Genomic DNA, 24,498 nt, shown 5'->3' on the forward strand with positions numbered 1-24,498 from the left:
GAGCCGCCGAACTCCCGGGGCTCCCCGCACGGCACCTCCCTGACCTCGCGGCCGACGCCGATCCCCGGGTGCGGTCGGCCGCCTGTGCCCGATGGGAGGACCTCGCCGCGCCGCTGCGGGAGCGGCTGCTGGCCGACACCGACGACGCGGTGCGCACGGCTGCGCTGCTCGCCCACCACACGGCGTACCCATGCCTCGCGAGGTTTTCGCCGCCCTGCCCGAACCGCGGCCAGCGCTCGAACGGTGCCGCCTCGCGCCCGACCTGGAGGCGGAGCTGGTCCGGGACGGGGACGCGGAAGTACGTCGGGCGCTGGCCGCCAACCCGAGCCTGGGCGCGCACGGCGTCGCCGTGCTGGCGGAGGACCCGCAGGACGACATCCGCTCCGCGGTGGCGCTGCGCTCCGACCTCACCGAGGAGCAACGTGCCGCGGTCCGCCACGACTTCGACCCGACGTCGATGTCGCACACCCTGCCCTGGGTCGAGGAGCTGCACGGCGACGCCGACGCGATGCGCCGTCTCGCCGCGTCGTCCCACCCACTGGTCCGCCGCAGTGTGGCTCGAGCCCGGCACCTTCCGCCGGATGTCGTGGCGCGCCTGGCGCGGGACGAGGACCGGGCGGTCCGCCTGTTCCTCACCGAATCGTGCGAGGACGCCCCGGCCGACATGCTGCTGGAGGTCTGGCGCTGGTGGGACGGCAGCTTCAGCCACCCCGGTCGGCCCCGCGGCCATCCCAACTTCCCCCGTGCGGGCCTGCTGCGCTACACCGCCGACCCCAGCGGGCGAATGCGCCGCCTGGCCCTGGACGATCCGGAGTCGACACCGGCCGACGTCGCACGCCTGGCCCGGGATCCCGAAGCCGAGGTGCGCCGCCGCGCGGCTGAGGACCCCCGGCTGTCACCGGCCGACGCGGTGCGGCTGCTGAACGACCCGGAGGCCCACGTCCGTGACACCGCGGTGCGCAATCCGCGGCTGCCGGCCCGCGTCCTGGCCGGGCTGTTGCACGACCGCGACACGGCATGCGCAGCGGTCACCAACCCGGCGATCCCGATCCCCGTCCTGCACCGCATCCTGACCGCGGCTGCGGCAGCCGTGGCAGCCCGGCACTGAACACCGACACCCCGCACGGCAGCCATGGTGGTCCGACGCTGAACTCCGGCACGCCTTCCGTTGTACGCCAAGCGGGCTGTGATCCTCGGCTCCGTTCCTGGGCCGCCGTCCTCCCAAATCTGCCACCACACCTGGCTGAGCGCCGAAATCACGGCTGCCGAGTGCAGACCAGGCATCCATGTCGCCCAGTGCTGACCGCCCGGCCCACCTGATGTTCCCGCATGCCGAACACCGGTACCGCCCCTGCTTGAGTATCTGGTTGTCAGCCTGTCCGCGGGCTACACGATTGCCTTCCATCGCCACGGCGGTGCCCCTGCCCGGCCGCGCAGGCAGTCGATGCGGTACTGCGCCTCGCGCCGCCACTCCGGGCGGGTGGCGGCGTGCTGCGCGGCGTACGTCGTCATCCGCAGCTCTCGCGCGCCGGCCAGAAGTTCATACCCTTCCCACTCCGTGACGTCAGCGCCGTAGGTCTCGCAGAATGCGGCGTACTCCTCGGCAGATACCGCGCCGGTCGTGGTGAGCTTCACCGCGGTCGACACGAGATCCCACTCCGGAGGGCCGAACGAAGCGCGCTCGAAGTCCATCAACAACGGGCCGGCCTCCGTGCGCGCCACGTTGCCGACCCATGCATCTCCGTGGACTACACACTCCGGCAGGCCCTTCGGCCTCGAAGCCCATTGCTGCTTGAGATCTTCAAGCCGGCCCTTCAGCCACAGCCGGTCATCGTCAGAGATTGTGATCGCTGCGTCGATGCGCTCAACCAGCCGGACGAATGGGTCCAACTCACCCAGTGGCAGGTCTGGTTTCGGCAGGGCGTGCAACTGCTTGAGGAGCACGACGACGTCGGTGACGGTCCCGATCTCGTGTGGCGGCAGCTCTTGCCAGAACGTCACCGGGTGCCCGCTGGCTGCTACCGGCTGCCGCAGGTCAAGGGCGCGTACGGCGGGCACGCCCTGGGCGGCCAGCCAGTGGGCGACCTGAACCTCGCGCGTTGCGGCGGCGGACTGTCCGGGCCGGGCGATTCGCACCACCACTCCCCCGGGCAGACGCCATATGGCGTTCTCGGCGATCCGTATCGGTTGGGCGTTGGTCGCGTCGAGGCCGGCTGCGAGGCACGCCTCCTCAAGTACGGCTTGGGTGGGCGTGGGCGAAGTAGTCACGCCTGCACCGTAGCCGCGATGCGCTCACGCAGGTCGCTGGCCTCGGGGAGGTTCCGGTGCCGGCCTGCGTACCGGGCGAGTTCCCGCAGGTCCTCGGCAGCCCGGCAGGAGGTCAGCTTGCCGACGTCATCCAGCGCTCGGTGGCCGAGCACGACCGCGTGCCGCGGGTCGTCGCCCTTGGCCATGACCAGGGAAGCGAGTTTTGTCTCGGAAATGGCGCGCGATCGTGCAAAGGCGTTGCCGTGACCCTTGACCGCGATCTCGAAGCGGCGGGCCGCCTGCCCGGGGTCCTGGTCCGCGTGGACCGCGAGGTCGAACAGCGCGTGGGCGGTATCGCCGTGGTGCTGGGCGTAGTCGTAGTAGGCCATCCACGGCGGATCCTGTGCCGGGTCGGACTGTTCGAACGCGGCGTCGGCTTCTCCGACCGCGCGCAGGGTGTTGGCTACGTCGCGCATCTTACCGAAGGCGCGGGCGCGTGCCGTGTGCAGCATGGCACGCTCGGTGGCGGTGAGCCGGTCGGAGCGCACCAGACCCTTCTCTGCGTGGGTTAGGCCAGTATCCGGATCTCCGACCCAGATTTCCTGCCGGGCCATGAACGAGTACGTCTTGGCGCGCAGGTGCCACTCCCCGGCTTCTTCCGCGCACTCAGCGGCTAGCCGGAAGCTGACTCGGGCATCATCGTGGGCGTACGCGTCGAACTGCGAGGCGCCGACGACAATCCCTAACCGAGCGACAGAGGCCAAGAGTTCGGGCCGCAGGGGCTCTGGGCAGGGCACAGGTAGCAGGGAGGCACCCCACATGATGGCACCGCGGGCGAGTTCTCGCACCGCGCCGCCGCCTCCGTACTCGTTGTCCTGGCGATGGATGACATCGGCCAGCGACTTCAGCTGCCTGATCTCGCGCGGGCGGATCCGAGTCGGGATCTCCCGGGGAGCTGCTGGGGTCACGAGGTGGACGAGGTCTATGGGGGCGATGGCGGCAAGGCCGCTCGTGGCGAGGAAGGCGCGACGGTCCACAGAGGCAGGGCTCCCGCTTGGAGATGTTGTGCTACCTCTGCCCAGGATGCGGCCTTCATGGACCTGAATCGGCACCTCCGCCCTGCCAGGGGGTGCACTTTCCGTTTCAGGACGGGCTTTTTCCGTTTGCCCGAACACCATCCCCCACGCCCGGGTGAGGACTCCGCCTGTCTGCAGGACCTCGTCCAAGCGCTCAGCCAAGTCCTTCGAACAGGTAGCAGTCCCCTTCTCGATCTTCTCGATGAGTGAACCGCTGACCTGCACTTTCGCGCCCAACTCGGCGTGCGTAAGAGGGCCGCGCTTCTTACGCCAGGTCCGCAACTCATGACCGAACCAGTCACGCGGGGACGCGTCCGGAGTCAATTGCTTCTCGGGTCTTGGCATGGGCTGTTCCTCGCTCGCGAAACGGAAGATCGAGGTTTCCGAATCAAGATCTGCACGCGGTCCTGTCGGCCTGGCTCAATGGTTGCTCACGGCCGCCACCCCAGTACACACCGCATCCGGCGCCGGTTGGAGAGATTTCGTCGAACGAGGGACTCCCCGTGAAAGCAGACCTGATGGAGGCTCAACGGCCCGTTGCAGAGGGCACAAGCGCTGCGGTCCGGACGCGTTCCGGAGCGTGCGAAATCGACGTCGCTCTGACAGCCGCTGCTGTCTCGGGCGTACGCGACCTCGTCAGTGCGTGCCTCCGTCTGTGGGGCCTGACCGAACTCGACTGGCGGGTCACTCTCACTGCGTCCGAGCTACTGACGAACGCCTTCCAGTACGCCCGCAAGGAGGACGAGTCCTCGGTTCCAGTGAAGGTCGTCCTCACCCGGACCCCCGACGGGGTCTTCCTGTGCGTCAGTGACCCGCACCCCTGGCTCCCAGCCGCCGTCTCGGCAGGCGACAACGACGAGAGCGGTCGCGGCCTGATGCTGATCAAGACGCTCAGCGACAGATACGGCTGCTCGTCCACTGCCCACGGCAAAGACGTTTGGGTCACGATCCTGCACTCCGCGTAGTCGCATTCCCCTGCCTCTGACGAGACCCGAAAGGACCACCATCATGTGCCGGCATTCGACGCCGTTCCCCAGCGCCGACACGAAGGCCGACAGCGGTTCATCGTCAGCGACGCTGCGCTCGGAAGAATCGAATGACAGTTTCGAGTTGGGGCACGGCCCTCACGCGAGACCTCTTTTGGTAGGGCGGCGTCAGCGAGGTCGCTCGTACTTCCTGGTCTACCTTCAGCGTCCCCGCGGGCAGGACGTGGTGTACGCCCGCAGGGGCTACAGCGTCGTGGAGTTACGGCAAGCCTGCCTCCGGGCGCTCCGCTGCGTCGCGCCAGTAGTCGGCGAGCATCTCGCCCGGCCAGGCCGGCTGACGGACGGAACCTCGGGGCCCCATTTCCTGAAAGTAGGGGGCCAGGTCAATCACCGGCGTCCCGTCGACTGCGTCGAGGTCGGTCACCAGAAGGTCGCGGCCGTCCACGCTCAGCAGCCTCGGGTAGCTGACAGCCATCTGGTTGGGGCGCCGATGGTTTCGGTGGACGAAGGTTCCGGTCGCTGGCCACTGCACGTTGCCCCTGGGGCTGCGGGCGTGGAGCTGCACGTCCTCGGACTGTGCCAGGTGGAAGCGCCACGTCACAGTCAGGTGGGAGAACTCGTCGATTCCCTGCAGGGTTTCGAGGGGGTACGCCTCGTTGAGTCGGATCACCGACTGGACCCCGCCCTGGTAATCGTCCTGGACGCGGGTGTGGCCGCCGACGACCGTTGCGATCGATTCGACCTCGTACGTCGTCACCGGTATTGGTTCCTCTCTTCGCACGATGCTGGTCCGCGGGCTGCCGTGGGGCGTCGAGCGTCCGCGTCGCGATCAGCCTATGGCCCGGAGCATGCCGCGCGCCCGGCGGTCCAGCTCGTTGACATGGCGGCCTTCGCGTTGCCGGACGGGCGAGAGGTCACTCTGGATTCGGACGATGACGTCACGCGCCCGGCCGGACTGGACGCCCGTCATGGCGTCGAGTGCTTCGTTCCAGGTTGCGCATGCCTCGTCGAGGTTTCCCCGCTGCACCTGGACTGCGCCGAGGTAGCCGAGCGTCACGCTGTGGGTGCGGGCGAACTGCTGGCGCCGGCGCGTGGCCACGCTCCGCTTGAAGTGGATCTCCGCGTCGATGGGCTGACCTATGTCGCGCAAAGCGCAGGCCGTCTCGTGGGCGAGGGAGGCTTCCTGGAAGAAGCTGACGCGGGCGGGCGCTTCGGTGGTGTCGGCGCGGGCGAGGTCACGCTCTGCGCGGCTGATGGCCGCGAGGGTGCTGGCGCGGTCACCGTCGGCCGCGAGTGCGCGGGCGTGCACGATCGCCAGCAGCGCCTTCTCGCGGTGGCTGGCCTGGCCGTAGCGGTCGCGGGACATCGAGGCGTCGGCCAGGGCGAGCGCCCTGCGCGGATGCCCGAGGTCGACGGCCTGGTGGGCGAGGGCGCGCAGGACGTGGCCGCCGAGCGGTCCGTCGCCGGCCTCCGCCGCGATCCGGGCGGCGATGGTGAGGTAGCGCTGGGCGGTGCGGTGTTCGCCGGCGTCGAAGGCCATCCAGCCGGCGAGGTAGGTCATCTCTGCGACGGCGGAGTGCGCGGCGCGGCGGAGCTGATCTGTACGGAATCGGCCGCCGAGCAGCGGCACCGCCTCGTCGAGCAGGTGGCTGGCGAGGGCTTTGCGGCCGGTTGCGCCGCCTCGCTGCTGGTCGCGTGCGGAGTAGTAGACCGTGAGATCGCGGACGTCGTCGATGTCGGCTTGGGTCACCGAGCGCGAGGAGGCCGGTCGGCGGCTCGCCGCTGCGGCGGGGGCGGCTGCCCACCACGAGGTGGTGGGCAGGGCGAGATCGGCTGCGGAGTAGGCGGCGGTGGCCAGCAGCTTGCGTCGGTGCATGTCGAGATCGTCGCTTCCCAGCTCGGCCAGTGCGGTCAGAGGGTCGACGCTCCAGTCGGATCCGGTGTCAGTCGTGCCTGTCGGCTCTTCTTCCAGCCCGAGGTCAGCCAGGGAGAGCCGGCGGCCGAGTCTGCGGGACAGCGTCTCGCGCAGGATATGCGGCGCTCTGCCACTCGGCTTCGTGCCGAGCACCCACATGGAGATGTGCGAGCGGGAGATCGCCTCCAGCTCACGCACTCCGCACTCCGCAGCCACACGGGCAACGGCGGCGGCTGCCTGCGGCTGGGACCAGCCTGCTTCGCGCAGGAGTGCGGCAAGGGCGACATTGCGTTCACGGGCCATGGGCTGCCCCTCGGTTCCGTAATGATCTTTGGCGCCTTTGGCGGCCTTCCCGTCCGCGAAGGCATATCCCTCGGACGGGATTCGCGGTTCGCTCAACGTAGCGGCCAGATCACTCACATCGCACGCCGACCGACGCCTCCGACGGGCGATCTCGGCTCACTTTGGCTTGATCCGAACAGGAGTTGTGGCATGCGCCTATCGCTGGACCCTCGCCGAGACGGCAGCCAGCTCGTGGGCGGACGCGGGCGGCAAGCGCCCGTCACCGAGGCACCGGCGCCGGACCGCGATCACGTGGTGGCCGCGTCGGAGACGGTGACACTGGTGCTGGGCGAGGATTCGCCACTACCCGAGAGCGCTGCCGACGTGGAGGACCTCGTTCGCCTTCTGCGCGGCCACATTGCCCAGTTGGGCACACGGACCGCTCCGGATGTTCCCGCCTTGCTACGCGCGCAGCAGCTTTGCTCCGACAGCATCCCCGAGGGCTATGTGTCGAGCCGGGTGTACCTGGTCAGGCTCGCCGAGGCCACCCAGGAACTGACGGCTTACGTGGAACGCGGCGATCCCGGGCCGATCAGCGGGGAGAGCGGGCGGCGTTGGCCGGGGCCGACAGTCAACGTGCTGCGCGGCGCCGTCTTCGCCCTCGCCTTGGCCTGCCTGGTCTTCGCCGCTTCGGTGCCGCGGACATGACCGTGACCAGTGCCGTCGTCATCGCTCTGATTCTCGGGCCGACGGCCTGGCTGATGCTTCGCGGCGAGCGGGCGGCCCTGCGCGAGCCGCCGAGCACCTGCCGCCGCCCGGCAACGCTCCTCCTCTCCCCGGCGAACACCGACCTGCCTTCCGCCCACCGTTCCCGGCCGCTGTGACGGCCCCGATACGACCCCGGACCTGCGGGGTTCACGGAGATCCACACGATGAATCGGCTTCCGCACATCGAGCAGTACGGCCTGATCGGCGACACGCAGACCAGCGCCCACGTCTGCGATGACGGTTCGATCGACTGGCTGTGCCTGCCCCGCTTCGACTCGCCAGCTGTCTTCGCCGGGCTCCTGGGTACGCAGAAGCACGGCTCCTGGCAGATCGCACCGGCCTCGTCCGCAGGCCGGAGCGGCTCAGAGAAGGTCGCTAAGCGCCAGTACCGCGGTGACTCGCTCGTCCTCGAATCGGTGTGGCGCACCCCGGCGGGTTCGGTCCGCGTCCTGGACTTCATGCCGCCGCGCGACGGCACCCCGCAGGTGATCCGGATCGTCGAGGGCCTGAGCGGCGAGGTGGAGATGGTCTCGGCCATGCGTCCTCGGCCGGGGTACGGCAGCGTCAGCCCGTGGCTCCACGAGGTCGGTGGGCGCATGGTCGCGGAGGCTGGCGCGGACGCTCTGTGGCTCGACACCTGCGTTCCGCAGGTGGAAAAGGACGGCGTGGTCGTCGGCGCCTTCGTCATCGGGGCCGGGCAGAGCGTGGCGTTCGTGCTCAGCTGGTGCCCGTCCCACGCCGCCGCGCCCGACGTTCTTGATCCGGAGGCCGCGCTCTCCGAGACGCTCGCCTTCTGGCAGGACTGGACGCAGGAGTGCACCTACGACGGGCCCTACCGCGAGGCCGTGGTCCGTTCCCTGATCACGTTGAAAGCGATGACGTACGGGTCGAGCGGCGGAATCGTCGCTGCGCCGACCACGTCGCTGCCCGAGGAGATCGGCGGCAACCGGAACTGGGACTACCGCTACACGTGGCTGCGCGACGCCGCCACGACCCTGGCCGCGCTGCTGGGGACCGGATACCGGCAAGAGGCGCAGGCATGGCGGCGCTGGCTGTTGCGTGCCGTGGCCGGCGACCCGGAGAACCTGCAGATTATGTACGGGATCACCGGGGAGCGTGATCTGCGGGAACGGGAGCTTCCCTGGCTTCCTGGGTACGAGGGCTCGGCCCCAGTCCGGGTCGGAAACGGCGCGGCGGATCAGCTGCAGCTGGACGTGTACGGCGAGGTGATCGACACCCTGTATCTCGCGCATCAGAGCGGTGTCGCCCACTGCGCCGACACCGCGGTCCTGCATCAGCGGCTCGTCGAGCACCTGGCGCAGCGCTGGCAGGAGCCCGACGAGGGAATTTGGGAGATCCGCGGGGCCCGCCGGCACTTCGTCCATTCCAAGGTGATGGCCTGGGCGGCGGTCGACCGCACCATCCGCCTGGCCGAAGCCGGCGCGCTCGACATGGACCTGGCCCCCCTGGTCGAACTGCGGGCGACGATCCACCGGGAGGTCTGCACCAGGGGCTTCGATCCGGTGCGCAACACCTTCACCCAGTCCTACGGCTCGAAGGAACTGGACGCCGCCACGCTGCTCATCCCCCGCACCGGCTTCCTGCCGCCCGACGACCCGCGCGTCATCGGCACGGTGGACGCCGTCCGTCGTGAACTCTCCGCGGAGGACGGGCTCGTGCATCGGTATCGGACCCGCGGCAAGCGCACTGGGGTGGACGGTTTGAAGGGCAATGAGGGCACCTTCGTGGTCTGCTCCTTCTGGCTCGTCGATGGCCTGGCCCTGACTGGCCGCCTCGATGAAGCCCGTGCCTTGTTCGAGCGCCTCCTCGCATTGCGCAGCGACCTCGGGCTCCTGGCGGAGGAGTACGACCCCGTCCGGCAGCGCCAGCTCGGGAACTTCCCGCAGGCGTTCAGCCACATGGGCCTGATCCAGAGTGCCCTGCTCCTTCAGCTCCTGACGACGGGGCCCTCCCGCCAGCACGGCGCGGTGGCGGTTCCGACGCCCCGCTCGACCTCCCGCAGCACGCGCCAGAGCACCGCAGACCTGACGCCGCAGCACGCATAGCCACCCCACCCCTTGACGAGGATTCCCATGTCTGACAGCGCCTTCCCGGCACGGCCTGCCGCTACCGGCCACCGCAGACGGCGGCCCCCGGTCGACGCGAACACGCTGCACCTCGCTCGCCGCGCCGTGGCACTGCCCCTGGCTCTCCTTGCCGCGCTGCTGGTCACCGCCTTCGCTCTCCGGTCGGTGTCCGCAGTAGGCCCCGGCTGGGTCCTGGCCGGCCTCGTCTGCGGACTGGCGGGCGTCGTCACGGTGGCGGCACACGGAGCGCGCACCGTCGCCAGAGCCGCGCAGTCGGCCGTGGAGGATTGCGAGGCGACAGCACTGAAAGCGGTCGCAGGGGCAGCGGCAGCCGTCGAAAAGTCGGTGCAGTGGTCGGCGGACGAGCTGTGCCGTGGAAAACGCCCACCGTTGCCGGACCCGCAGACGCCGCAGTCGCCCACTGCGAACGCCGGGATCGACAACGCGTTGAGTGCTCTCCAGGCGCAGGCCATCGCGTCGCTGATCCGCGTGCACGACGAGTCGCAGTCCGTGGTCCTCCTGGAGGTGCTGCGCCGCCTGGCCATGCGGGAGCACGCCTTGGTCAGCAAGGCACTCCAGGCACTGAGTCGGCTGGAGATGCTGACCGACGACCCGGAGCTGCTGGCCGCGATCTTCGAGATTGACCACCTCGTGACGCGGATGCGCCGCCAGGTGGAGAGCACAGCGGTGCTGGGCGGGCAGTCCCTGCGCAGCGTGCGCCGGCCCGTTCCTGTCACGACGGCCCTGCGCGGTGCCGTCTCCGAGGTCGTGCAGTATCCGCGGGTGGCTGTCGCGGCCGGGCCCGTGGGCGCCGAGCTGGGTCTGCCCGGCCATGTGGGTCCGGACCTGACGCACCTGCTGGCCGAGCTGATCGAGAACGCCTGCGAGTGCTCCGATCCGGCGACGAAGGTGATGGTGCGTGCGCAGCGGGTGGCGAACGGGCTGGCCATCGAGGTCGAGGACCGGGCCATCCCCATGCATCCGCAGACGCGGGCGCAGATGAACCATCTGCTCAAGGCCCCGGACGAGGTCGACGTCAGCAGCCAAGTCCGGGCCGGGCAGCTCGGCTTGCTGGTCGCCGCGTTGATCGCCCGGTCACACGGGCTGTCCGTCCTCCTGCAGGAGAACGTGACGGGGGGCACCACTGCCCTGGTCGTCATACCGGCACGGCTCCTGGTGGCGATTGCCCCGGTCGACGATGCGGGCGCGTTGCCGCTCGAGGAAGTCCGGCCCTCCGGGCGGCAGCCGCAGCGGGTTGCCGCGACTCCTGCCGCCCCGGGGGCGGCGGGTCAGGTCGCACGCCCCGGCATCGCAGGGGGGCCGGAAGCCGCAGTGGCTGGCGACTCGGCCGACGCGCCCGCTCTTCCCACGCGCACACGCCGGACGGGATCTTTCCGTCCACCACACGAGCGGGAGCAAGCCCCCGTGGCTGCGGCGACGCCAGGGCTCGCAGCCGCCTTCCGCAACGGCATCCAGGCTGGCGGGACCGCCGGTTCCCCTACCTCCTCGACAGAGCACCCCACACCCTGACCCTCGTCCTTCCGCGTTCCCGGTGGCCCGGTACATCCGCTGGTCCTTCCCCCTTCTGGAGCAATCCCTATGAGCACCCACCCCGCGATGAGCAACGTGACCGGCGGCACGCCCGCATCCGCGACGACCACAAGCGGACAGCGGGACAGCATGGTCTGGCTGCTGCGTCAGTTCGCCTCCGAGACGCCGGGCGTCACGCACGCCGTCCTGATCTCGCGCGACGGACTGCGGCTGCTGGACAGCGACGTCGACAAGGACTGGGCGGACGAACTGTCGGCCGCCTTCAGCGGGGTGGCCTCCCTCGCGGCGAACATCACCGGCCCCAGCAGGAAGAAGAGGCTGGCCCGGCAGGTCATCATCGAGCGAGACGACTGCCTGTTCTTCGTCCAGAGCGCCGGGCGCAGCGCGGCCTTCGACAACCGCCCCGGCAACGAACGCGGTGAGGTGGACACGATCCTCGCCGTCATCGCCGCCAGGGACGCCGACGCGGGCACCGTCGGGTTCGAGATGGGGCGCCTGGTCCAGAAGTTCGCCCCGTACATGCTGATCCCCGTCCGGGTCGGCACGGGCGGAGAGGTCCGGTGACCACGTACGGTCGCGCGGCCGAGGAGTCGGCGTTCGTGCGGACCTACACCCTGACGCGCGGGCGTACCAAGCCGCGGCACCTGCTCGGTCTGGAAACCGTTCTGGAGGCCGGACCGGGAAGGCCCGGCCCGACGCAGGCCGAAGAGTGCGCGGAGATCCTCGCCCTGTGCCGGGAGCGCCAACGGTCGGTGGTCGAACTGGCGGGCCGCCTTGGCCGGCCCGTCACCGCCGTCAAGATCCTCGTCTCCGACCTCCTGGACGCCGACGCCCTGGTCGTCCCCCTGACCCAGTCCTATGCCGATACCGGTGCGGGATCCGGTCCGTCTACCCAACTGCTGGCAGCCCTTTCCGCGGGCTTGAAGAGGAAGTGGCCTGATGCCGTCGCCTATCCCCAGGCCGGATGACCCGGCCGCGGTGCTGCGCAGTTCGCCGCTCCCACGGGCCGCTGCTCCGACTGTGCTGAAAATCGTCATCGCCGGGGGCTTCGGCGCGGGCAAGACCACCGCCGTGGGCGCCGTCAGTGAGATCACGCCGCTGAGCACAGAGGAGTACCTGACCGAGGCGAGCACGGACGTCGACAGCCTGGCGGGCATCGAGGCGAAGCAGACCACCACGGTCGCCTTCGACTTCGGCCGCCTGAGCCTGCCCGACGCGCCCGTGCCCCTGGAGCTGTTCCTGTTCGGCACGCCCGGCCAGGACCGGTTCGTCGACCTCTGGTACGACCTGGCCCGCGGCGCCGTCGGCGCGGTCGTCCTGGTCGACACCCGCCGTCTGGAGACCAGCTTCACCCCCGTCAGCTTCTTCGAAGACATCGGCCTGCCCTTCGTCGTCGCCGTCAACCACTTCGACGGCGCGCACCGCTACCACCCCGAGCAGGTCCGCACCGCCCTCGAACTCCCCGCCTCCGTACCCGTAGTCACCTGCGACGCCCGCGACACGAACCACGTCGCCGGCGTCCTGCTGACCCTCGTCGACCACGCCGTGAACAACGCCGCCACGTGCCGCGCTGGTCACGCCCCTTCCACCACCCTCCAGGACGCCTGATGTCACACCACCCCACCGACCCCTACCGCACACCGCAGGCCACCCCGCCCGCACGATCCTTGCCGCGACGCGACATGCGGGACGCCACCCGCGCCCCGTTCACCCCGCCAGGCGCCGCCCTCACCACCCAGCCGGCCCAGCAAGCGGAGCTGGCGCAGCGCTACGAGCTGCTCGCACGGCTGGGCGTTCCCACCGTGGCCAACGAGGACTTCGACGACCTGGCCCGCGACATGGCTGAGCAGGCTGGGTTCCTGTACGGATTCGTCAACCTGTTCCTGGAGGAGCAGACCTTCGTCGGACTGCACCAGCCGCCCGCGGACAGCGGGTACGTCATCGTCGGGCGCACCATGAGCCGCGACCACGGCTGGTGCCCGGAGGTCATGACCCGCAGGAAGGCCCTGCCGCTGCACGACGTGCACGCCAGTCCGCGCTTCAGCGGCAACGCGGTGGTCGACGCGGTCGGGATCCGCTCCTACTTCGGCGCCCCCCTCATCCACGACAGCGGCACCGTGCTGGGCACGGTGTGCGTCATCGACCCCGAGAAGCGGCCCCTGAGCGAGGCCCGCCGTCTGCGGGACATCGTCATCAACGCCGGCACCCAGGTGATGGACCTCATCTCCCGCGCGCCCGTCCGCTAGGCCGTTCCACACCCCCACCCGGGAGCCGTAGGCGATCCCCGGCCGCTCCATGTTGCGACCTTTATCCAGGGAGAGGGAGACCATGTCCGCTACACCCACCACGCCGCCGCCGGCGCTGCGTCCCTATCTCACCGCCCGCCACGACCTGTTGTGGCAGGAGGCGGACGCCTTCGCGGCCGAGCACGTCGCGGTGCGCACCGCGCGGATGGAGGCCGCTCCGGGCAGGGTGGAGCGCAAGGTCGCCGAACTGATGGCCACGCGGGGCTGGTTCGCCGTCACCGTCCCGGCGGTCTTCGGCGGGCTGGGCGCCGGACACGTGGCCAAGACTGTCCTGGTCCACCGCATCGCGCGGGTCTCGGCGGCTGCCGCGGTCATCCTGCAGGCCACCTTGATCCCCGTGGGTGCCCTGCTGCACTTCGCTACCTACGAGCAGAAGGGCCGTTGGCTGCCCCGGGTCGCGGACGGTTCCCTGCTGCTGTCGATCGCCGTGACCGAACCGCTCGCCGGCGGACACATCGGCGGCATCGAGACCACCGCCGAACGCGTCGGCAACGAGTGGGTGATCACCGGCAGCAAGATCCACATCGGCAACTGCCACATCGCGGGGGCCCACCTCGTCGTCGCCCGCACCGCCGCGCCCGGCGTGAGCACCTCCCAGGCACTGACCGCGTTCATGGTCGAAGCCGACCGCCCCGGACTCTCCATCCCCGACCACCGACCCGGCCTCGGACTGCACGGCTTCTCCGCCGGCCGACTCGACCTCGACCACGTCCACGTCCCCGACGACAACGTGGTCGGTGAAGTCGGCCAGGGCCTGGCCGTAGCACAGAGCAGCAGCATCCTCTACGGCCGCCCCAACCTGGCCGCCGTCAGCCTCGGCATCCACGAAGCCGTCGTGGACACCACCACCACGCGACTCAAGACCCGTCCCCGCTACCGGGGCACCCTGTCCGACCTGCCCGTCCTGCGGGACCGCATCGGCGGCATGGAGGCCCGGCTGCGCGCCGGCCGGATACTCGCCTACCAGTCCGTGCACCTCCTCGACCAGGGCTTGCCCTGCGACGCCGACCTGATCAACGCCAAGTACCTCGGACACCAGTGGGCCATGCAGTCCACCCAGGACGCCATGGAGCTGCACGGCGCCCACGCCCTCGACCGCGACTACGTCCTCCAGCGCCTGTGGCGCGACATCCAGCACACCTACCCACCGGCCGGCACCGGCGAAGTCCAGCGCATACGCCTGGCCGACGCCGCCTTCGACGAGAACCACATCCAGTGGTCCGAACGCCTCGCCGCCGAAGCCGCCTGGGCACGACCCGACCCGACCGCCGCATGAGCCCCCGTGCGCGGCACCCCGTGAATCCCAACCGCCGCGCACGGGCCCGTGCCGCCGGCCCCCGTCCCCCGCGGGGACCGGCGGCACCTCCCCCACCTGACCATCCATCCCAGCCGAGAAAGAGACACCGTGACCCCGCCCGTGACGACCAGCGCACCCATCACACCCCTGACGCCGACCCTGCAGCGCGTCGCCCAGCACCTGGCAGGCGGCCTCGCGCCGAAGGAGATCGCCACGCAGACCGGGCTGTCGGCCGTGACCGTCCGCCAGTACATCCGTGACATTCGTGAAAGCCTCCACTGCCCGCCGCGCTGTAAGCTCCCTGTGATCGTGCACCGCCTGTTCACTGCCCGGCAGGTGGCCCCTCCTACGGCGGACAGGCCCGCCCCGAAGCTCGGCTCGGACCAGCTGCTGCTGCTGCGAGCCGTCGCGGAGCACAGCGACGCCCGCGACATCGCCGTCGCCGCCAAGATCGCCCCCGCCGACCAGCGCGCCGCGCTCGACCAGCTCCTCGCCGACACGGGCGCACAGGACACCACCCAGCTGGTGATCCTGGCGCACGGCTGGAACCTGCTGCCGGCCGAGCCGACGCGGAGCGGAGCGAGCCAGTGACCCGGCCCCCGGCCTCCACGGCCGACCAGCGGCGGCCGGCCGCGGCACCGTTCGCTCCGGCGCCCCTGGCCGCCGTATACGAGGTGCGCACGTTACGCACGGACGCCGAGCGCGAGGAAGCCACCGCCCTCGTCCAGGACCGCCAGCGCTGGCTCACCCTGCGCGGTCTCCCAGTGCCCGCTCAAGCCGACGTCCCGGCCCTCTTCCGCGACCCGCAGACGAAGCCGGCCGGACTGTTCGAGGACGGGAAACTGCTGGCCTGCATGATCCCCGAGCACGACCCCGGCCTCAGCTGGGGCGAGGGTCCCTGCCTCTTCCTCGGCTGCGTCCACACCCTGCCCGACCAGCCCGACGACATCACCCGGCTGATCGCCCTGTGGGCGTCCGACGTCGCCGCCCGGCAGGGCCTTCCCGTCGTACGGGCCGAGGCCCTGGCCCGCCATCCCCTGGACGCCGACCCCATCGCCGCCCTTCTGCGTCGGCTCACCGACATGGGCTGGGATGTACGCGGTTCCGGCACAGGACGAGAGGGTGACCGAGTCGCCCGCCTCGAACTCGCCGCCGAGCACCGGTTCGGGCTGAGCGCCCTCATCGGCTGCCGCGTCCACTCGCCAGAGACGGCCACGGACGATCGGGGTAGCGCGTGACGACCGCCGAGCCCCGACGACCCGACCTCGCCCGCGAACTGATCTCCCGCGCAGCCCAGTCGGCCGCGCACAGGGCGAAACGAGTACGCATTCAGCTCAACGCCGTCCAACTCGGCCAGGGCCGTCATACCGACCACGCCAACACCAAGATCCTGGGCCGCATCCTGGCCGACCACGACTGGCCCGGCCATCGTCTCGTCGGCCCCCGCGGGGCCCGCGCCGCCTGGAGCATCGCCCTGCACAGCGACGACGATCCCGCCTTCCAGCGCGCCGCCACCATCCTGCTCGGGCGTGCGGTCCAGGCCGGCGACGCGCTCGTCCAGCACTGGGCGCACCTGCACGACCGCGCCCTCATCACCAGCGGGCGCGACCAGGAGTACGGCACCCAGCTCCTGCTGAGCGCCGACGGGATCGAGCTGTGCCCGCTGAGCGCGCCGGCGTCCGTCGACGCGCGCAGGGCGACCGTGGGTCTGCCGCCGCTTGCCATCGCTCTCAAGGCGGTGCGCCGCCGCTACACGCCGGACAGCTCCGCCGATGAAGCCCCGACCCTCGTCCTCGCGGGGGCCGCGTGAACACGCGACCCCCAAGTTCTCCACCAGTCGGCCTGCCAGCCACGACTCCGCCCTGCGAAAGGATCGTTGACCGATGAAGCTCACCACCGCCGTCCTGACTTCCGGTGCGGCCGTCTCTCTCACCACCGCCGTGGTCGGAGCCGTCCGACTCAGGCAGGACGCGCGGCACCAGGCCGAGCGCAACGAGGTGGTTCTCGCCCGCAATCAGCTCGACTGGCTGGCACAGATGTCCACCACCCCCGACCTCGCCAAGCTCTGGACACCCGCGGACATGGACGTCGAGGAGTACATGCAGCTGCTGAAGGCCAACCAGCTCATCTGCATGCTCAGTCTGCGCAACCGCCTCGGCTTCGTCCGTGCCGGGCACCTGCCGTGGTACGCCGCGAAGCTGATGGAGGGCGACGTCTGCCAGCGCTACTGGAAGCGGTTCGGCGGCCTCCGAGCCGAGGAGGCCGAGGGCGATGAGCAGGCCGAGCACTTCACCCGGGTGCTGGACCGGGCCGCCAAAAATCACCCGCGGGCGCAAGCCGCTGCGGCCTGACGGCACCACACCGACTCCCAGGCGCGCGACCGCTCAGGCGCCTTCGCCGCCCGTCGCCGTCTGGTAGCAGACCCCGAGGTCCGACCGGGCCTCGGCATCCCGCACCACCCACTTCTAGGAGGCATGCATGACCGCCATCCAGGCCGAGAGGCCGACCGCTCCCGCGCAGGCGGACCTCGTGAAGGCCGACGACGACCCGTTCGGGCTCGACATCACCTTCATCGAGGGCACACCGGCAACCGAGACGGTCCTGATGTGCAGTACGGGCGACACCTGCGGCAGCTCCTGCCCCAGCGCCTGCACCACCTCATAAGCCGGATTACCCCGGCAACGCGGGCCGGACGGGACTCTCCCCGTCCGGCCCGCCCCGCCCGCCACGCCAGAAGATGAGGAGAGCCCTGATGACACGGCACCGGCCCAGCCTGTACGAGGCCACGGGGCAGCCCATGCTGCGCGCCGCGGTCCACACGACCGAGCCCGCCATGCCGCCCTGGCCGTCATCCATGGCGCCCGCGGAGGCGTGGCGCGCGTGGCTGAGTTCGGTGTGGTCCGACGCCGACTTTCGCCGGACCGTGTCGCAGGCGAGCCCTCACCTCGCCGAGCAGGTGTTGTCGATCATCGATGGCCGCACACCGAAGGTACGACGGATGCGCCGGGCGGCGCTGGCCACCGCCCGCTACGCGATCCGCTATGCGCGCCGCTCCACCCCTTACGGCCTGTTCGCCGGCGTCGCCCCGCTCGCCTTCGACCAGACCACGTCCGTCCGCATCGGTGACGAGCATCAGGCCGTGGCCCGTTCCGAGCCGGCCGGGCTCGAGGAAGTCCTCAGCGGCTGGGAGAGCAACGCCGCGCGCATGGCCGACACCGAGGTCTGCGTCAACACCCTGATCCGGCAGTGCGACCAGCACATCCACGTGCCCTCCGAGGGAGACGCCGCCTTCCGCATCGCTCTGAGCCCCGCACTGCGTCTCGTCCTCGACCTGGCCCGATCACCGATCGGGTACCGCCAGTTGTCCGACAAGCTGGCCGCGGAGTTCCTCGACGTGAGCGGCACCGCGCGCGACCGGCTGCTGGGTGAACTGTTGCAGGTGCGGGTGCTGCGCTCCTCGCTGCGCGCGCCCGCCACCGTCGTCGACCCCATCGACGTCTTACCGCCCGCTGCACGCGCTCATGCAGCCGACCTGCGGACCGCGTGTGACCTGCGGCTGGACGCCGACGTAGGGCTGCCCGAGCAGGTGCTGACCGAAGTGGAGACCGCCGCGACCGTTCTGGCCCGCCTGGTCACCCATCCGAACGGGACACCGACCTGGCGGCGGTGGATCGAGCAGTTCTCCGAGCGCTACGGCGAGAACACCACGGTACCGGTGGAGGTGGCCACGGATCCCGACCGGGGCGTGGGCTTCCCGGCCGGGTTCGTGACGGCGAGCGAACCGCCTCGGCCGATGTCCCGGCGTGACCGCCTGCTGCTGGAGCTGGCCGGCACCGCCGCCGCCGAAGGCAGCCGGACCGTCGCAGTGACCGGGGCGGTGATCGAGGAACTGGAAGCAGCGGCCGGCGCCAAACCTCACGACCTGGCGCCCCACCTCGAACTGGCCGCGCAGGTCCACGCGCCCTCTGTCCCGGCCCTGGACCGGGGCGACTTCCGGCTGCGCGTGTTGACCGTCTCCCGCTCGGCCGGATCGATGACCGGCCGGTTCTGGCACCTGTTCCCCGGCACCGAGACGGCGTACGCGAACCTGCCCACGGTCGATCCGCAGGCGGAACTCGCGCAGCTCTCCTTCCACGCCGGGCGTGTGCTGGCCGACCTGCTCACCCGTGCGCCCCAGGCCCTGCCCCGCGTCGTCAGCGTCGGCGAATTCCGCCGCCCCGCCCCGCACGTCCTCTTTCCCCGCGACCTGTCGGTCACCCTCGCGGACGGCCGCCCTCAGCTGGTGGAAACGGCGACGGGCAAGCCGCTGGAGCTGCTGGCCCCCACCGCCATCAACTTCCTGTGGAACAACTACACCCCGCCGATGGCCCGCTTCCTCGGCGAGATCAGCCGGGCCGCCTCCCCTCAGGTGACCTGGTTCGACTGGGGCGCCGCCTGGACCCTGCCCTTCACCCCGGCCCTCACCTACCGGCGCACCATCCTCACCGCCGCCCGGTGGAAGATCCGCAGCCGCACGCTGCCCGCCCGCACCGCCCCCATCCAGCAGTGGGCGGACCAACTCCACGCCTGGCGCTCTCGGTTCCGGGTGCCCGAACGAGTCCTGCTCGCCGAGGACGACCAGCAGCTTCCCCTCGACCTCAGCCGCGACGTCGACCTGGACCTCCTGCGCGCACACCTGGACGCCAGCCCCTTCGGCATCGCCACCCTGCACGAGGCACCCCCGCCCGACGCTGACGGGTGGATCGGCGACCGGGCCCACAGCATCGTCGTCCCCCTGGCCAGGCGCTCATGACGACAATGACCGTGCCCCGCACGCAGGACCTGTCCGAGGACGCCCTGGGGATGGCCCTGCTCAACATCGAGCGCCGTGACCTGGCCACCGCCCGCCGCCACCTCACCCAGGCCACCGTCCGAGGAGTGAGCACCGGCAGCAACGCATCCCTCTTCCACGGCGCACCCGCCCTGGAATTCGTCCTGGCCCGCGCCCACGGGGCTGGCGACGACGTCCGTGCGGCCGTCGACCGCGTCGTGGACGCCCGGCTCGCCGCCGCCCACCGTCGCAAGGCGGCCGGCGCGCTGCCCCACCTCGCCGAATGGGACCTCATCCGCGGCATGACCGGGCTCGCCGCACTGCTGCTGTCCCGCCGCCCGATCGCGCCCCGGCTACCCGACGTGCTCGCCTGCCTCGTCGCGCTCGCCCACCCCGTCCGCGGTGACGGCCGGATGCTGCCCGGGTGGTGGTCGGCCGTCGGCCCTGACGGGAAGGAGATGGCCGACGGACACGGCAACAACGGCTTGGCCCACGGCATCGCGGGGCCTTTAGCCGTGCTCTCCCTCGCCCTGCGCGCCGAAGTCAGCGTCCCCGGACAGGAGGAGGCCGTCGGCACATTCGCCACCTGGCTCGACCGGCACGGCGCCCACTACTGGTCCACCGCAGCACACCTGGACGCCGACCAGCCGCCCGCAGCGAAACCGGCCCGCCAGTCCTGGTGCTACGGCCAGCCCGGCATCGCCCGCGCCCAACAGCTCGCCGCGCTCGCCCTCGGCGACATCGCCCGCCGCCGGGCGGCTGAGGACACCGTCGCGACCATCCTGACCGACCCGCTGCGGCTCGCCCGGATCACCGACTCCACGCTCTGCCACGGCTGGGCCGGGCTGCTGATGCTCACCCGCGCGGTCGCCGCCGACAGCCCCGCACCCGACCGCTTCACCCCGATCATCCAGGACCTGCACCGACGGCTGGCCATCGGCTGGAAGCACCTGCCCAAGCCCGGCTTCATGGAAGGCCGCGCCGGCGCCCAACTCGCCCTGCAGGCCGCCGATACCACCGGCTGGAGCCGCGCCCTCCTGCTCACCTGACCCCCAAACCTGCCGCCCTGCAAGGAGTTTCCTACTTATGACCTTCGACGACGAGAACCTGCCGATCCCTCCGGCCACGTCCTGGTGGCACGCATCCGTGGCCTTCCCCGCCCCGCACAGGGACGCCGCCCGGGCCCTGGCGACCGCGCTGGCCAACCACCGCTTTCACTTCCTGCGCAAGGACGCCGGCGTGCGCCTACGCACCGAACAGCCCACCACTGGTCTCCTGGACCAGCTCGTCGCCGACCGCGTGATCACCGGCTGGACGGGCGGGATGTACGAGCCGGAGTCCCATGCCTTCGGCGGCCCCGAGGGCATGGCGGTCGCGCACGACGTGTTCTGCGCCGACAGCCCGGCCGCGCTCGCCGAGACCGGCACCCCTGGCGCCCGCGAGCGCAGCGTGATGCTGCTGTCCGCCATGATCCGCGAGGCCGGGCTGGACCCGTTCGAAGCCGGAGACGTGTACGCCCAGTGGGCCGCCCTGCGGCCCCCCGTCACCCCACCCCAGGGCCCCGCGCTGGAGCAAGCCATCTCCGCGATGCGGCGGCTGATGAACGCGGACGCCGCCCTGCGGCCTGACGCGGAAGCCGGCTGGGTCGAACGCGTCGCCGCGTTCGAGGACGCCGGCCGCCGCCTGCGCCGGCTCGCCGCCGGCGGCCGGCTGATACGCGGAATCCGGGGCGTCATCACCCATCACGCGATCTTCGCGTTCAACCGCGCGGGCGTGCCCGCCGACGTGCAGGCGGCCACCGCGTGGCTCGGCCGTCACGTCGCCTTCTCCACCCAAGAAGGAGCTGACGTGTCTACCCGCAAGTCCGTATCCGCGGACCCTAGCCTCCCTCGAATGGAGACCACCATGACACCCATGACCGACCCCATCCAGCTGCGCGAAGCCCTCGCCCAGCGGCTCGTCGACAGCGGCCACCTGCGCAGCAAGGCGGCCATCGACGCGTTCCGCACCACCGACCGGAACGCCTTCCTGCCCGGCGTCGACCTGGAGAGTGCGTACAAGGAGGACGCGGTCCCGATCAAGCACGACGAGCACGGGGAAATGATCTCCTGCATCTCCGCGCCGTCCATCGTCGCCACCCAGCTCGAACAGCTCGGCGCCCACCCCGGCCACAAGGTCCTGGAAGCCGGAGCCGCCACCGGCTACAACGCCGCCCTCCTCGGCAAGATCGTCTCCCCCGGCGGGCAGGTGTGGACCCTCGACGTCGACCAGGACCTCGTCGCTGGCGCCAGCCGACACCTCGCCAAGGCCGACGTCGACAACGCCACCGCGGTGATGGCCGACGGCGCGGCCGGGCTGCCCGAGCACGCCCCCTACGACCGGATCATCTTCACCGTCGGCGCCGGCGACGTCCCCGTGAAGATCCTCGACCAGCTCGCCCCCGGCGGGCGCCTGGTCCTGCCGATGCGCATCCGCGGCAGCATCTCCCGCTCCTTCGCCTTCGAACGCGACGGGGACATGTGGAAGACCGTCTCCTGCGAGATGGCCACCTTCATCCCTCTGCGCAAGGGCGTCTGCGACGACGTGTACACCCTCGTCCCCATGGCCGGCGACGGCAACGTCCGCCTGGAGACGTTCAGCGAGCAGGACGTCGACCGCGACGCCCTGCGTACCGTCCTCGACCAGCAGCAGACCAAGATCTACACCGGGGTGAAGTTCCGGCAGGGCTCGGCGTGGGAGTGGCTGTACCTGTACCTGGCCTGCGTGCTGCCCAACGGCCTGTCCCGGCTGCCGGGCCAGCGTCCCGGGTTCACCCCGCACTTCGGCTGGGGCTCCATGGCCGCCCTCGACGGCGGGTCGCTCGCGTACCTGACCATCCGCGAGGGCGAGGACGAGAAGGGCCGGTACTGGGAGGTCGGCGTAATCGGCCACGGCGAGGGCGGCGCCGGCCTCGCCGAGCGCGTCGTGGACGAGATCCGCGCCTGGGACGCGACCGGAGGCAACGACGCCCCCGAGCCGGGCTTCCGGATGGCTGTCTCCGACTCGCGTGACCGGCTGACTGCGGGCGACCCGCGCTTCGTCGTCGACAAGCCCTACAGCCGACTGGTCGTCGACTGGGCGCGCCAGGGCTGAGCCGATGATCCCCGCGATAGCCAGCCGCATTCCACTGGTCCGCCGCACCAAGGCGCCCGCGCTGCCTTTGGAGGAGCGCATCAACCACCTCACCGGGCTGACCGTCGCGCCCGCAGGTGCGAGCCACCACGACCTGGTGGCCCGCGCCTGCGGGGTCCTCAACTACGCCGCGCTGATCACCTCCGACGTCGGCCTGCCCCGCCTGGCCGAGGACCTGTGCTGGCGCCAGCACCAGGTCTTCGCCGACGCTGGCCGTCTGAGCGGACGGGTCGCTCTCATGTCGCTGATGCCGCTCGTCAACCTCGCCCGGCTGGAGACCCGCGCAGGCCACGGCGAACTCGCCTACAGCTTGTTGCACTGCCTCAACGACGCCGCCCGGCACCGGAACAAGACCGACATCGACGGCCGCATCGTCGACCTCTCGGCTCTGACCGGCACGGACGAGGACCACCGTGCGGTATGCCAGGAGCTGTACGTCACGCTACTCGTGGACGGCGCCCGCGCCCTCGCACGCATCGGACGGTGGACTGAAGCCGCCGATGCCATGACCCAGCACCGCGGCATCGGCAACCGGCTCCTCGACGGCCGCCAGATCAAGATCATGGCCTTGATGGAGCAGGGACTGGACGAGCAGGCCCGCGACCTGATCGACACCAGCCAGCCCACCGAGCCGTGGGAGGAAGCCGTCGCCCTCCTCCTGCACGCCCACTGTCGGCCCGCAGCCGCCTCCATGCCTGAACCCGACCTCGGCCGCGCCCTGGAAGCCACCCTCCAGCTCCTTGACCTCCCCGATCCGCCGACCGCAGCCTTCCAGACCCGGGTGGGCCTGTCAGCCCTGGAACTCGACCCCACCGGACGCCATACCGCACGCATCCTCGACTGCCTCGTCGGCGTCGCCCGACTCGACGCCTACGCCGCACGAGAAGCGCTGCATCACCCCCTCGCCGGGACCGCCCTGGACGACTGCGCGACAGACGCGCTCCACAGAGTGATCACCACGGCCGGGCTGGGATCCGGCGTCCTGTCCGCCCGCCACCACGAGGCTCTGACGGGCGCGGTCGACCACGCCGAGACAGAGCTGGAAACGCTGCTGCAGGCTGAAACCGATCCCGACTAGGAGGGCACGACTGGGGCGCCGCGCCGTACTGCGGACGCTGTTTGGCGGTGTCGGCGTTTCGGCCATTTCCTGCTCGCAGCCGCCCCAAGCCAGACCAGGGCTCCGCGCCCTCGGGGCCCCGGACGCAGGAAACAGCGGGATATCCAGCACGACCGAATGACGTGTGTTCGAAATCGCAGCCGCGTCGTTGAACCTCACGACTCTGCCGCAGCGACCGTCCTAGGGGGAACGATGACCTCGGCCGTTACACAGGACCAGCCGCCGCAACCACCCAAAGGAACCGTGCCGGACGACGAACCGCAACAGGCCAGTGTTCGAGAGGAGGAGTACCTCTACCGCGACGAGTCGAGGCTCCAGGCCGGCTCACAGCTGACCTCCCGCACCATGGCGCGGCGCCTGCCCTCGCTCGTGCGGCGCTCGGTGCAGATGGCCTGGCGCGTCGACCGCAGCGCGGCCATCGGCCTGCTGGTCTGCCAGATCGGGACCGGCGTTCTCGCCGCGCTCGGCCTCCTGGCCGTCACGGGCACGATCAACGCACTGATCTCCGCAGGTGACATCACGGAGCGGCTGTGGGACGCCGCCCCGCAGCTGGCCGTCATCGCCGCCGCCACCGGACTGCGCGCGCTGCTGGGCATCACCGTCGCCTGGCTGACCGGCCGTCTGCGCCCGGTACTCGGCCGGGCAGCGGAGCTGACGATGATCGAGGCCGCGCTCGGCGCAGAACTGGCCGCCAACAACAAGCCCGGCTACAACGACGCCTACGACATCGCCGACCGCGGCGCCCAGGTCACACCCGACCTCGTCGAAGAAGCCCAAGACGTCCTCGCGGCGACCGCCACGCTCACCGCCGGCGCCACCGTCCTGACCGTCCTGCACCCCCAAGTCGCTGCATAATCGTCGTGTCGCTTTCCTCGCGGTACACCT

24 protein-coding genes and 1 pseudogene are annotated in these 24,498 nt (G+C 70.8%); 21 read left to right on the forward strand and 4 right to left on the reverse strand.

What is annotated here, in order from left to right:
* Positions 1 to 190: 190 nt before the first annotated feature.
* Positions 191 to 1,108 (forward strand): hypothetical protein, encoded by a 918-nt coding sequence (locus tag HUV60_RS04155; RefSeq protein WP_257852218.1) that lies wholly within the window; start codon positions 191 to 193, stop codon positions 1,106 to 1,108.
* 278 nt (positions 1,109 to 1,386) lie between these two features.
* On the opposite strand, the gene HUV60_RS04160 is transcribed toward HUV60_RS04155, so the two are convergent.
* Positions 1,387 to 2,268, reverse strand: coding sequence for an aminoglycoside phosphotransferase family protein (locus tag HUV60_RS04160; RefSeq protein ID WP_163079952.1), 882 nt, complete (start codon positions 2,266 to 2,268; stop codon positions 1,387 to 1,389).
* Complete coding sequence (locus HUV60_RS04165; protein WP_257852217.1) at positions 2,265 to 3,668, reverse strand: helix-turn-helix domain-containing protein; 1,404 nt, start codon at positions 3,666 to 3,668, stop codon at positions 2,265 to 2,267. Before HUV60_RS04165 ends, HUV60_RS04160 begins: the two co-directional genes overlap by 4 nt.
* A gap of 158 nt (positions 3,669 to 3,826) precedes the next feature.
* Here HUV60_RS04165 and HUV60_RS04170 point away from each other — a divergent pair, with 158 nt between their 5' ends.
* On the forward strand, positions 3,827 to 4,288 hold the full coding sequence (locus HUV60_RS04170) for an ATP-binding protein (protein ID WP_257852216.1): 462 nt from the start codon (positions 3,827 to 3,829) through the stop codon (positions 4,286 to 4,288).
* Positions 4,289 to 4,568: 280 nt separating this feature from the next.
* Here HUV60_RS04170 and HUV60_RS04175 read toward each other — a convergent pair whose 3' ends face one another.
* Both HUV60_RS04175 and HUV60_RS04180 read right to left on the reverse strand, forming a co-directional pair.
* Complete coding sequence (locus tag HUV60_RS04175) at positions 4,569 to 5,066, reverse strand: SAM-dependent methyltransferase (RefSeq protein ID WP_163079955.1); 498 nt, start codon at positions 5,064 to 5,066, stop codon at positions 4,569 to 4,571.
* Between the two features lie 72 nt (positions 5,067 to 5,138).
* Positions 5,139 to 6,527: a Tat pathway signal protein gene (locus tag HUV60_RS04180; RefSeq protein ID WP_257852215.1), complete on the reverse strand. Its 1,389-nt coding sequence runs from the start codon at positions 6,525 to 6,527 to the stop codon at positions 5,139 to 5,141.
* Positions 6,528 to 6,716: 189 nt separating this feature from the next.
* On the opposite strand from HUV60_RS04180, the gene HUV60_RS04185 reads away from it, so the two are divergent.
* The 19 genes and pseudogenes from HUV60_RS04185 to HUV60_RS04275 form a co-directional block, all read left to right on the forward strand.
* Entirely contained in the window at positions 6,717 to 7,214 is a 498-nt protein-coding gene (locus HUV60_RS04185; protein WP_257852214.1) for a DUF6415 family natural product biosynthesis protein, read from the forward strand.
* Complete coding sequence (locus tag HUV60_RS04190) at positions 7,211 to 7,390, forward strand: hypothetical protein (protein WP_163079956.1); 180 nt, start codon at positions 7,211 to 7,213, stop codon at positions 7,388 to 7,390. The genes HUV60_RS04185 and HUV60_RS04190 overlap by 4 nt, the downstream gene beginning before the upstream one ends.
* Positions 7,391 to 7,438: 48 nt before the next feature.
* Positions 7,439 to 9,340: a glycoside hydrolase family 15 protein gene (locus HUV60_RS04195; protein WP_257852213.1), complete on the forward strand. Its 1,902-nt coding sequence runs from the start codon at positions 7,439 to 7,441 to the stop codon at positions 9,338 to 9,340.
* A 27-nt stretch (positions 9,341 to 9,367) separates the two neighbouring features.
* The gene (locus HUV60_RS04200; protein WP_257852212.1) at positions 9,368 to 10,891 is read left to right on the forward strand and encodes an ATP-binding protein; all 1,524 of its coding nucleotides are present in this window, start codon (positions 9,368 to 9,370) and stop codon (positions 10,889 to 10,891) included.
* A 69-nt stretch (positions 10,892 to 10,960) separates the two neighbouring features.
* A complete protein-coding gene (locus HUV60_RS04205; RefSeq protein WP_257852211.1) occupies positions 10,961 to 11,476 on the forward strand; it encodes a roadblock/LC7 domain-containing protein in 516 nt (171 codons plus the stop codon).
* Positions 11,473 to 11,880 carry a DUF742 domain-containing protein gene (locus tag HUV60_RS04210; RefSeq protein WP_257852210.1) on the forward strand — a complete coding sequence of 136 codons (408 nt, stop codon included), beginning with the start codon at positions 11,473 to 11,475 and terminating at the stop codon, positions 11,878 to 11,880. Before HUV60_RS04205 ends, HUV60_RS04210 begins: the two co-directional genes overlap by 4 nt.
* Before the next feature lie 52 nt (positions 11,881 to 11,932).
* Positions 11,933 to 12,520 (forward strand): GTP-binding protein, encoded by a 588-nt coding sequence (locus tag HUV60_RS04215; RefSeq protein ID WP_257852209.1) that lies wholly within the window; start codon positions 11,933 to 11,935, stop codon positions 12,518 to 12,520.
* Positions 12,520 to 13,158, forward strand: coding sequence for a GAF domain-containing protein (locus HUV60_RS04220; RefSeq protein WP_257852208.1), 639 nt, complete (start codon positions 12,520 to 12,522; stop codon positions 13,156 to 13,158). The genes HUV60_RS04215 and HUV60_RS04220 overlap by 1 nt, the downstream gene beginning before the upstream one ends.
* Positions 13,159 to 13,240: 82 nt before the next feature.
* The gene (locus HUV60_RS04225) at positions 13,241 to 14,494 is read left to right on the forward strand and encodes an acyl-CoA dehydrogenase family protein (protein ID WP_257852207.1); all 1,254 of its coding nucleotides are present in this window, start codon (positions 13,241 to 13,243) and stop codon (positions 14,492 to 14,494) included.
* 141 nt (positions 14,495 to 14,635) lie between these two features.
* Positions 14,636 to 15,106: a LuxR C-terminal-related transcriptional regulator gene (locus tag HUV60_RS04230; RefSeq protein WP_269441121.1), complete on the forward strand. Its 471-nt coding sequence runs from the start codon at positions 14,636 to 14,638 to the stop codon at positions 15,104 to 15,106.
* Positions 15,103 to 15,753 carry a hypothetical protein gene (locus HUV60_RS04235; protein ID WP_257852205.1) on the forward strand — a complete coding sequence of 217 codons (651 nt, stop codon included), beginning with the start codon at positions 15,103 to 15,105 and terminating at the stop codon, positions 15,751 to 15,753. Before HUV60_RS04230 ends, HUV60_RS04235 begins: the two co-directional genes overlap by 4 nt.
* Positions 15,750 to 16,325, forward strand: coding sequence for a DUF6624 domain-containing protein (locus tag HUV60_RS04240; RefSeq protein WP_257852204.1), 576 nt, complete (start codon positions 15,750 to 15,752; stop codon positions 16,323 to 16,325). The genes HUV60_RS04235 and HUV60_RS04240 overlap by 4 nt, the downstream gene beginning before the upstream one ends.
* A gap of 73 nt (positions 16,326 to 16,398) precedes the next feature.
* Positions 16,399 to 16,866 carry a DUF6082 family protein gene (locus tag HUV60_RS04245; protein WP_257852202.1) on the forward strand — a complete coding sequence of 156 codons (468 nt, stop codon included), beginning with the start codon at positions 16,399 to 16,401 and terminating at the stop codon, positions 16,864 to 16,866.
* A gap of 127 nt (positions 16,867 to 16,993) precedes the next feature.
* Complete coding sequence (locus tag HUV60_RS04250; protein ID WP_161232610.1) at positions 16,994 to 17,179, forward strand: FxLD family lanthipeptide; 186 nt, start codon at positions 16,994 to 16,996, stop codon at positions 17,177 to 17,179.
* 88 nt (positions 17,180 to 17,267) lie between these two features.
* Positions 17,268 to 19,307: a lantibiotic dehydratase family protein gene (locus tag HUV60_RS04255; RefSeq protein WP_257852201.1), complete on the forward strand. Its 2,040-nt coding sequence runs from the start codon at positions 17,268 to 17,270 to the stop codon at positions 19,305 to 19,307.
* Positions 19,308 to 19,312: 5 nt separating this feature from the next.
* On the forward strand, positions 19,313 to 20,374 hold the full coding sequence (locus tag HUV60_RS04260) for a lanthionine synthetase C family protein (protein ID WP_257853130.1): 1,062 nt from the start codon (positions 19,313 to 19,315) through the stop codon (positions 20,372 to 20,374).
* A 37-nt stretch (positions 20,375 to 20,411) separates the two neighbouring features.
* Positions 20,412 to 22,457, forward strand: a complete 2,046-nt coding sequence (gene fxlM / locus HUV60_RS04265; RefSeq protein WP_257852200.1) for a methyltransferase, FxLD system — start codon at positions 20,412 to 20,414, stop codon at positions 22,455 to 22,457.
* Between the two features lie 4 nt (positions 22,458 to 22,461).
* A complete protein-coding gene (locus tag HUV60_RS04270; protein ID WP_257852199.1) occupies positions 22,462 to 23,574 on the forward strand; it encodes a hypothetical protein in 1,113 nt (370 codons plus the stop codon).
* A gap of 231 nt (positions 23,575 to 23,805) precedes the next feature.
* Positions 23,806 to 24,453: pseudogene (locus HUV60_RS04275) on the forward strand (ABC transporter); the annotation flags it as partial.
* Positions 24,454 to 24,498 lie beyond the last annotated feature (45 nt).

The organism is Streptomyces sp. KMM 9044 (genome assembly GCF_024701375.2).
Taxonomy (GTDB): Bacteria; Actinomycetota; Actinomycetes; order Streptomycetales; family Streptomycetaceae; genus Streptomyces.

Excerpts from the sequence above, each read along its gene's own strand:
- HUV60_RS04195 (WP_257852213.1), top strand. The coding sequence starts at position 7,439 with ATGAATCGGCTTCCGCACATCGAGCAGTACGGCCTGATCGGCGACACG.
- HUV60_RS04185 (WP_257852214.1), top strand. The coding sequence starts at position 6,717 with ATGCGCCTATCGCTGGACCCTCGCCGAGACGGCAGCCAGCTCGTGGGC.
- HUV60_RS04155 (WP_257852218.1), top strand. The coding sequence starts at position 191 with ATGCCTCGCGAGGTTTTCGCCGCCCTGCCCGAACCGCGGCCAGCGCTC.
- HUV60_RS04200 (WP_257852212.1), top strand. The coding sequence starts at position 9,368 with ATGTCTGACAGCGCCTTCCCGGCACGGCCTGCCGCTACCGGCCACCGC.
- HUV60_RS04225 (WP_257852207.1), top strand. The coding sequence starts at position 13,241 with ATGTCCGCTACACCCACCACGCCGCCGCCGGCGCTGCGTCCCTATCTC.
- HUV60_RS04260 (WP_257853130.1), top strand. The coding sequence starts at position 19,313 with ATGACCGTGCCCCGCACGCAGGACCTGTCCGAGGACGCCCTGGGGATG.
- HUV60_RS04220 (WP_257852208.1), top strand. The coding sequence starts at position 12,520 with ATGTCACACCACCCCACCGACCCCTACCGCACACCGCAGGCCACCCCG.
- HUV60_RS04250 (WP_161232610.1), top strand. The coding sequence starts at position 16,994 with ATGACCGCCATCCAGGCCGAGAGGCCGACCGCTCCCGCGCAGGCGGAC.
- HUV60_RS04205 (WP_257852211.1), top strand. The coding sequence starts at position 10,961 with ATGAGCACCCACCCCGCGATGAGCAACGTGACCGGCGGCACGCCCGCA.
- HUV60_RS04165 (WP_257852217.1), bottom strand. The coding sequence starts at position 3,668 with ATGCCAAGACCCGAGAAGCAATTGACTCCGGACGCGTCCCCGCGTGAC.
- HUV60_RS04190 (WP_163079956.1), top strand. The coding sequence starts at position 7,211 with ATGACCGTGACCAGTGCCGTCGTCATCGCTCTGATTCTCGGGCCGACG.
- HUV60_RS04255 (WP_257852201.1), top strand. The coding sequence starts at position 17,268 with ATGACACGGCACCGGCCCAGCCTGTACGAGGCCACGGGGCAGCCCATG.
- HUV60_RS04180 (WP_257852215.1), bottom strand. The coding sequence starts at position 6,527 with ATGGCCCGTGAACGCAATGTCGCCCTTGCCGCACTCCTGCGCGAAGCA.
- HUV60_RS04270 (WP_257852199.1), top strand. The coding sequence starts at position 22,462 with ATGATCCCCGCGATAGCCAGCCGCATTCCACTGGTCCGCCGCACCAAG.
- HUV60_RS04245 (WP_257852202.1), top strand. The coding sequence starts at position 16,399 with ATGAAGCTCACCACCGCCGTCCTGACTTCCGGTGCGGCCGTCTCTCTC.
- fxlM (WP_257852200.1), top strand. The coding sequence starts at position 20,412 with ATGACCTTCGACGACGAGAACCTGCCGATCCCTCCGGCCACGTCCTGG.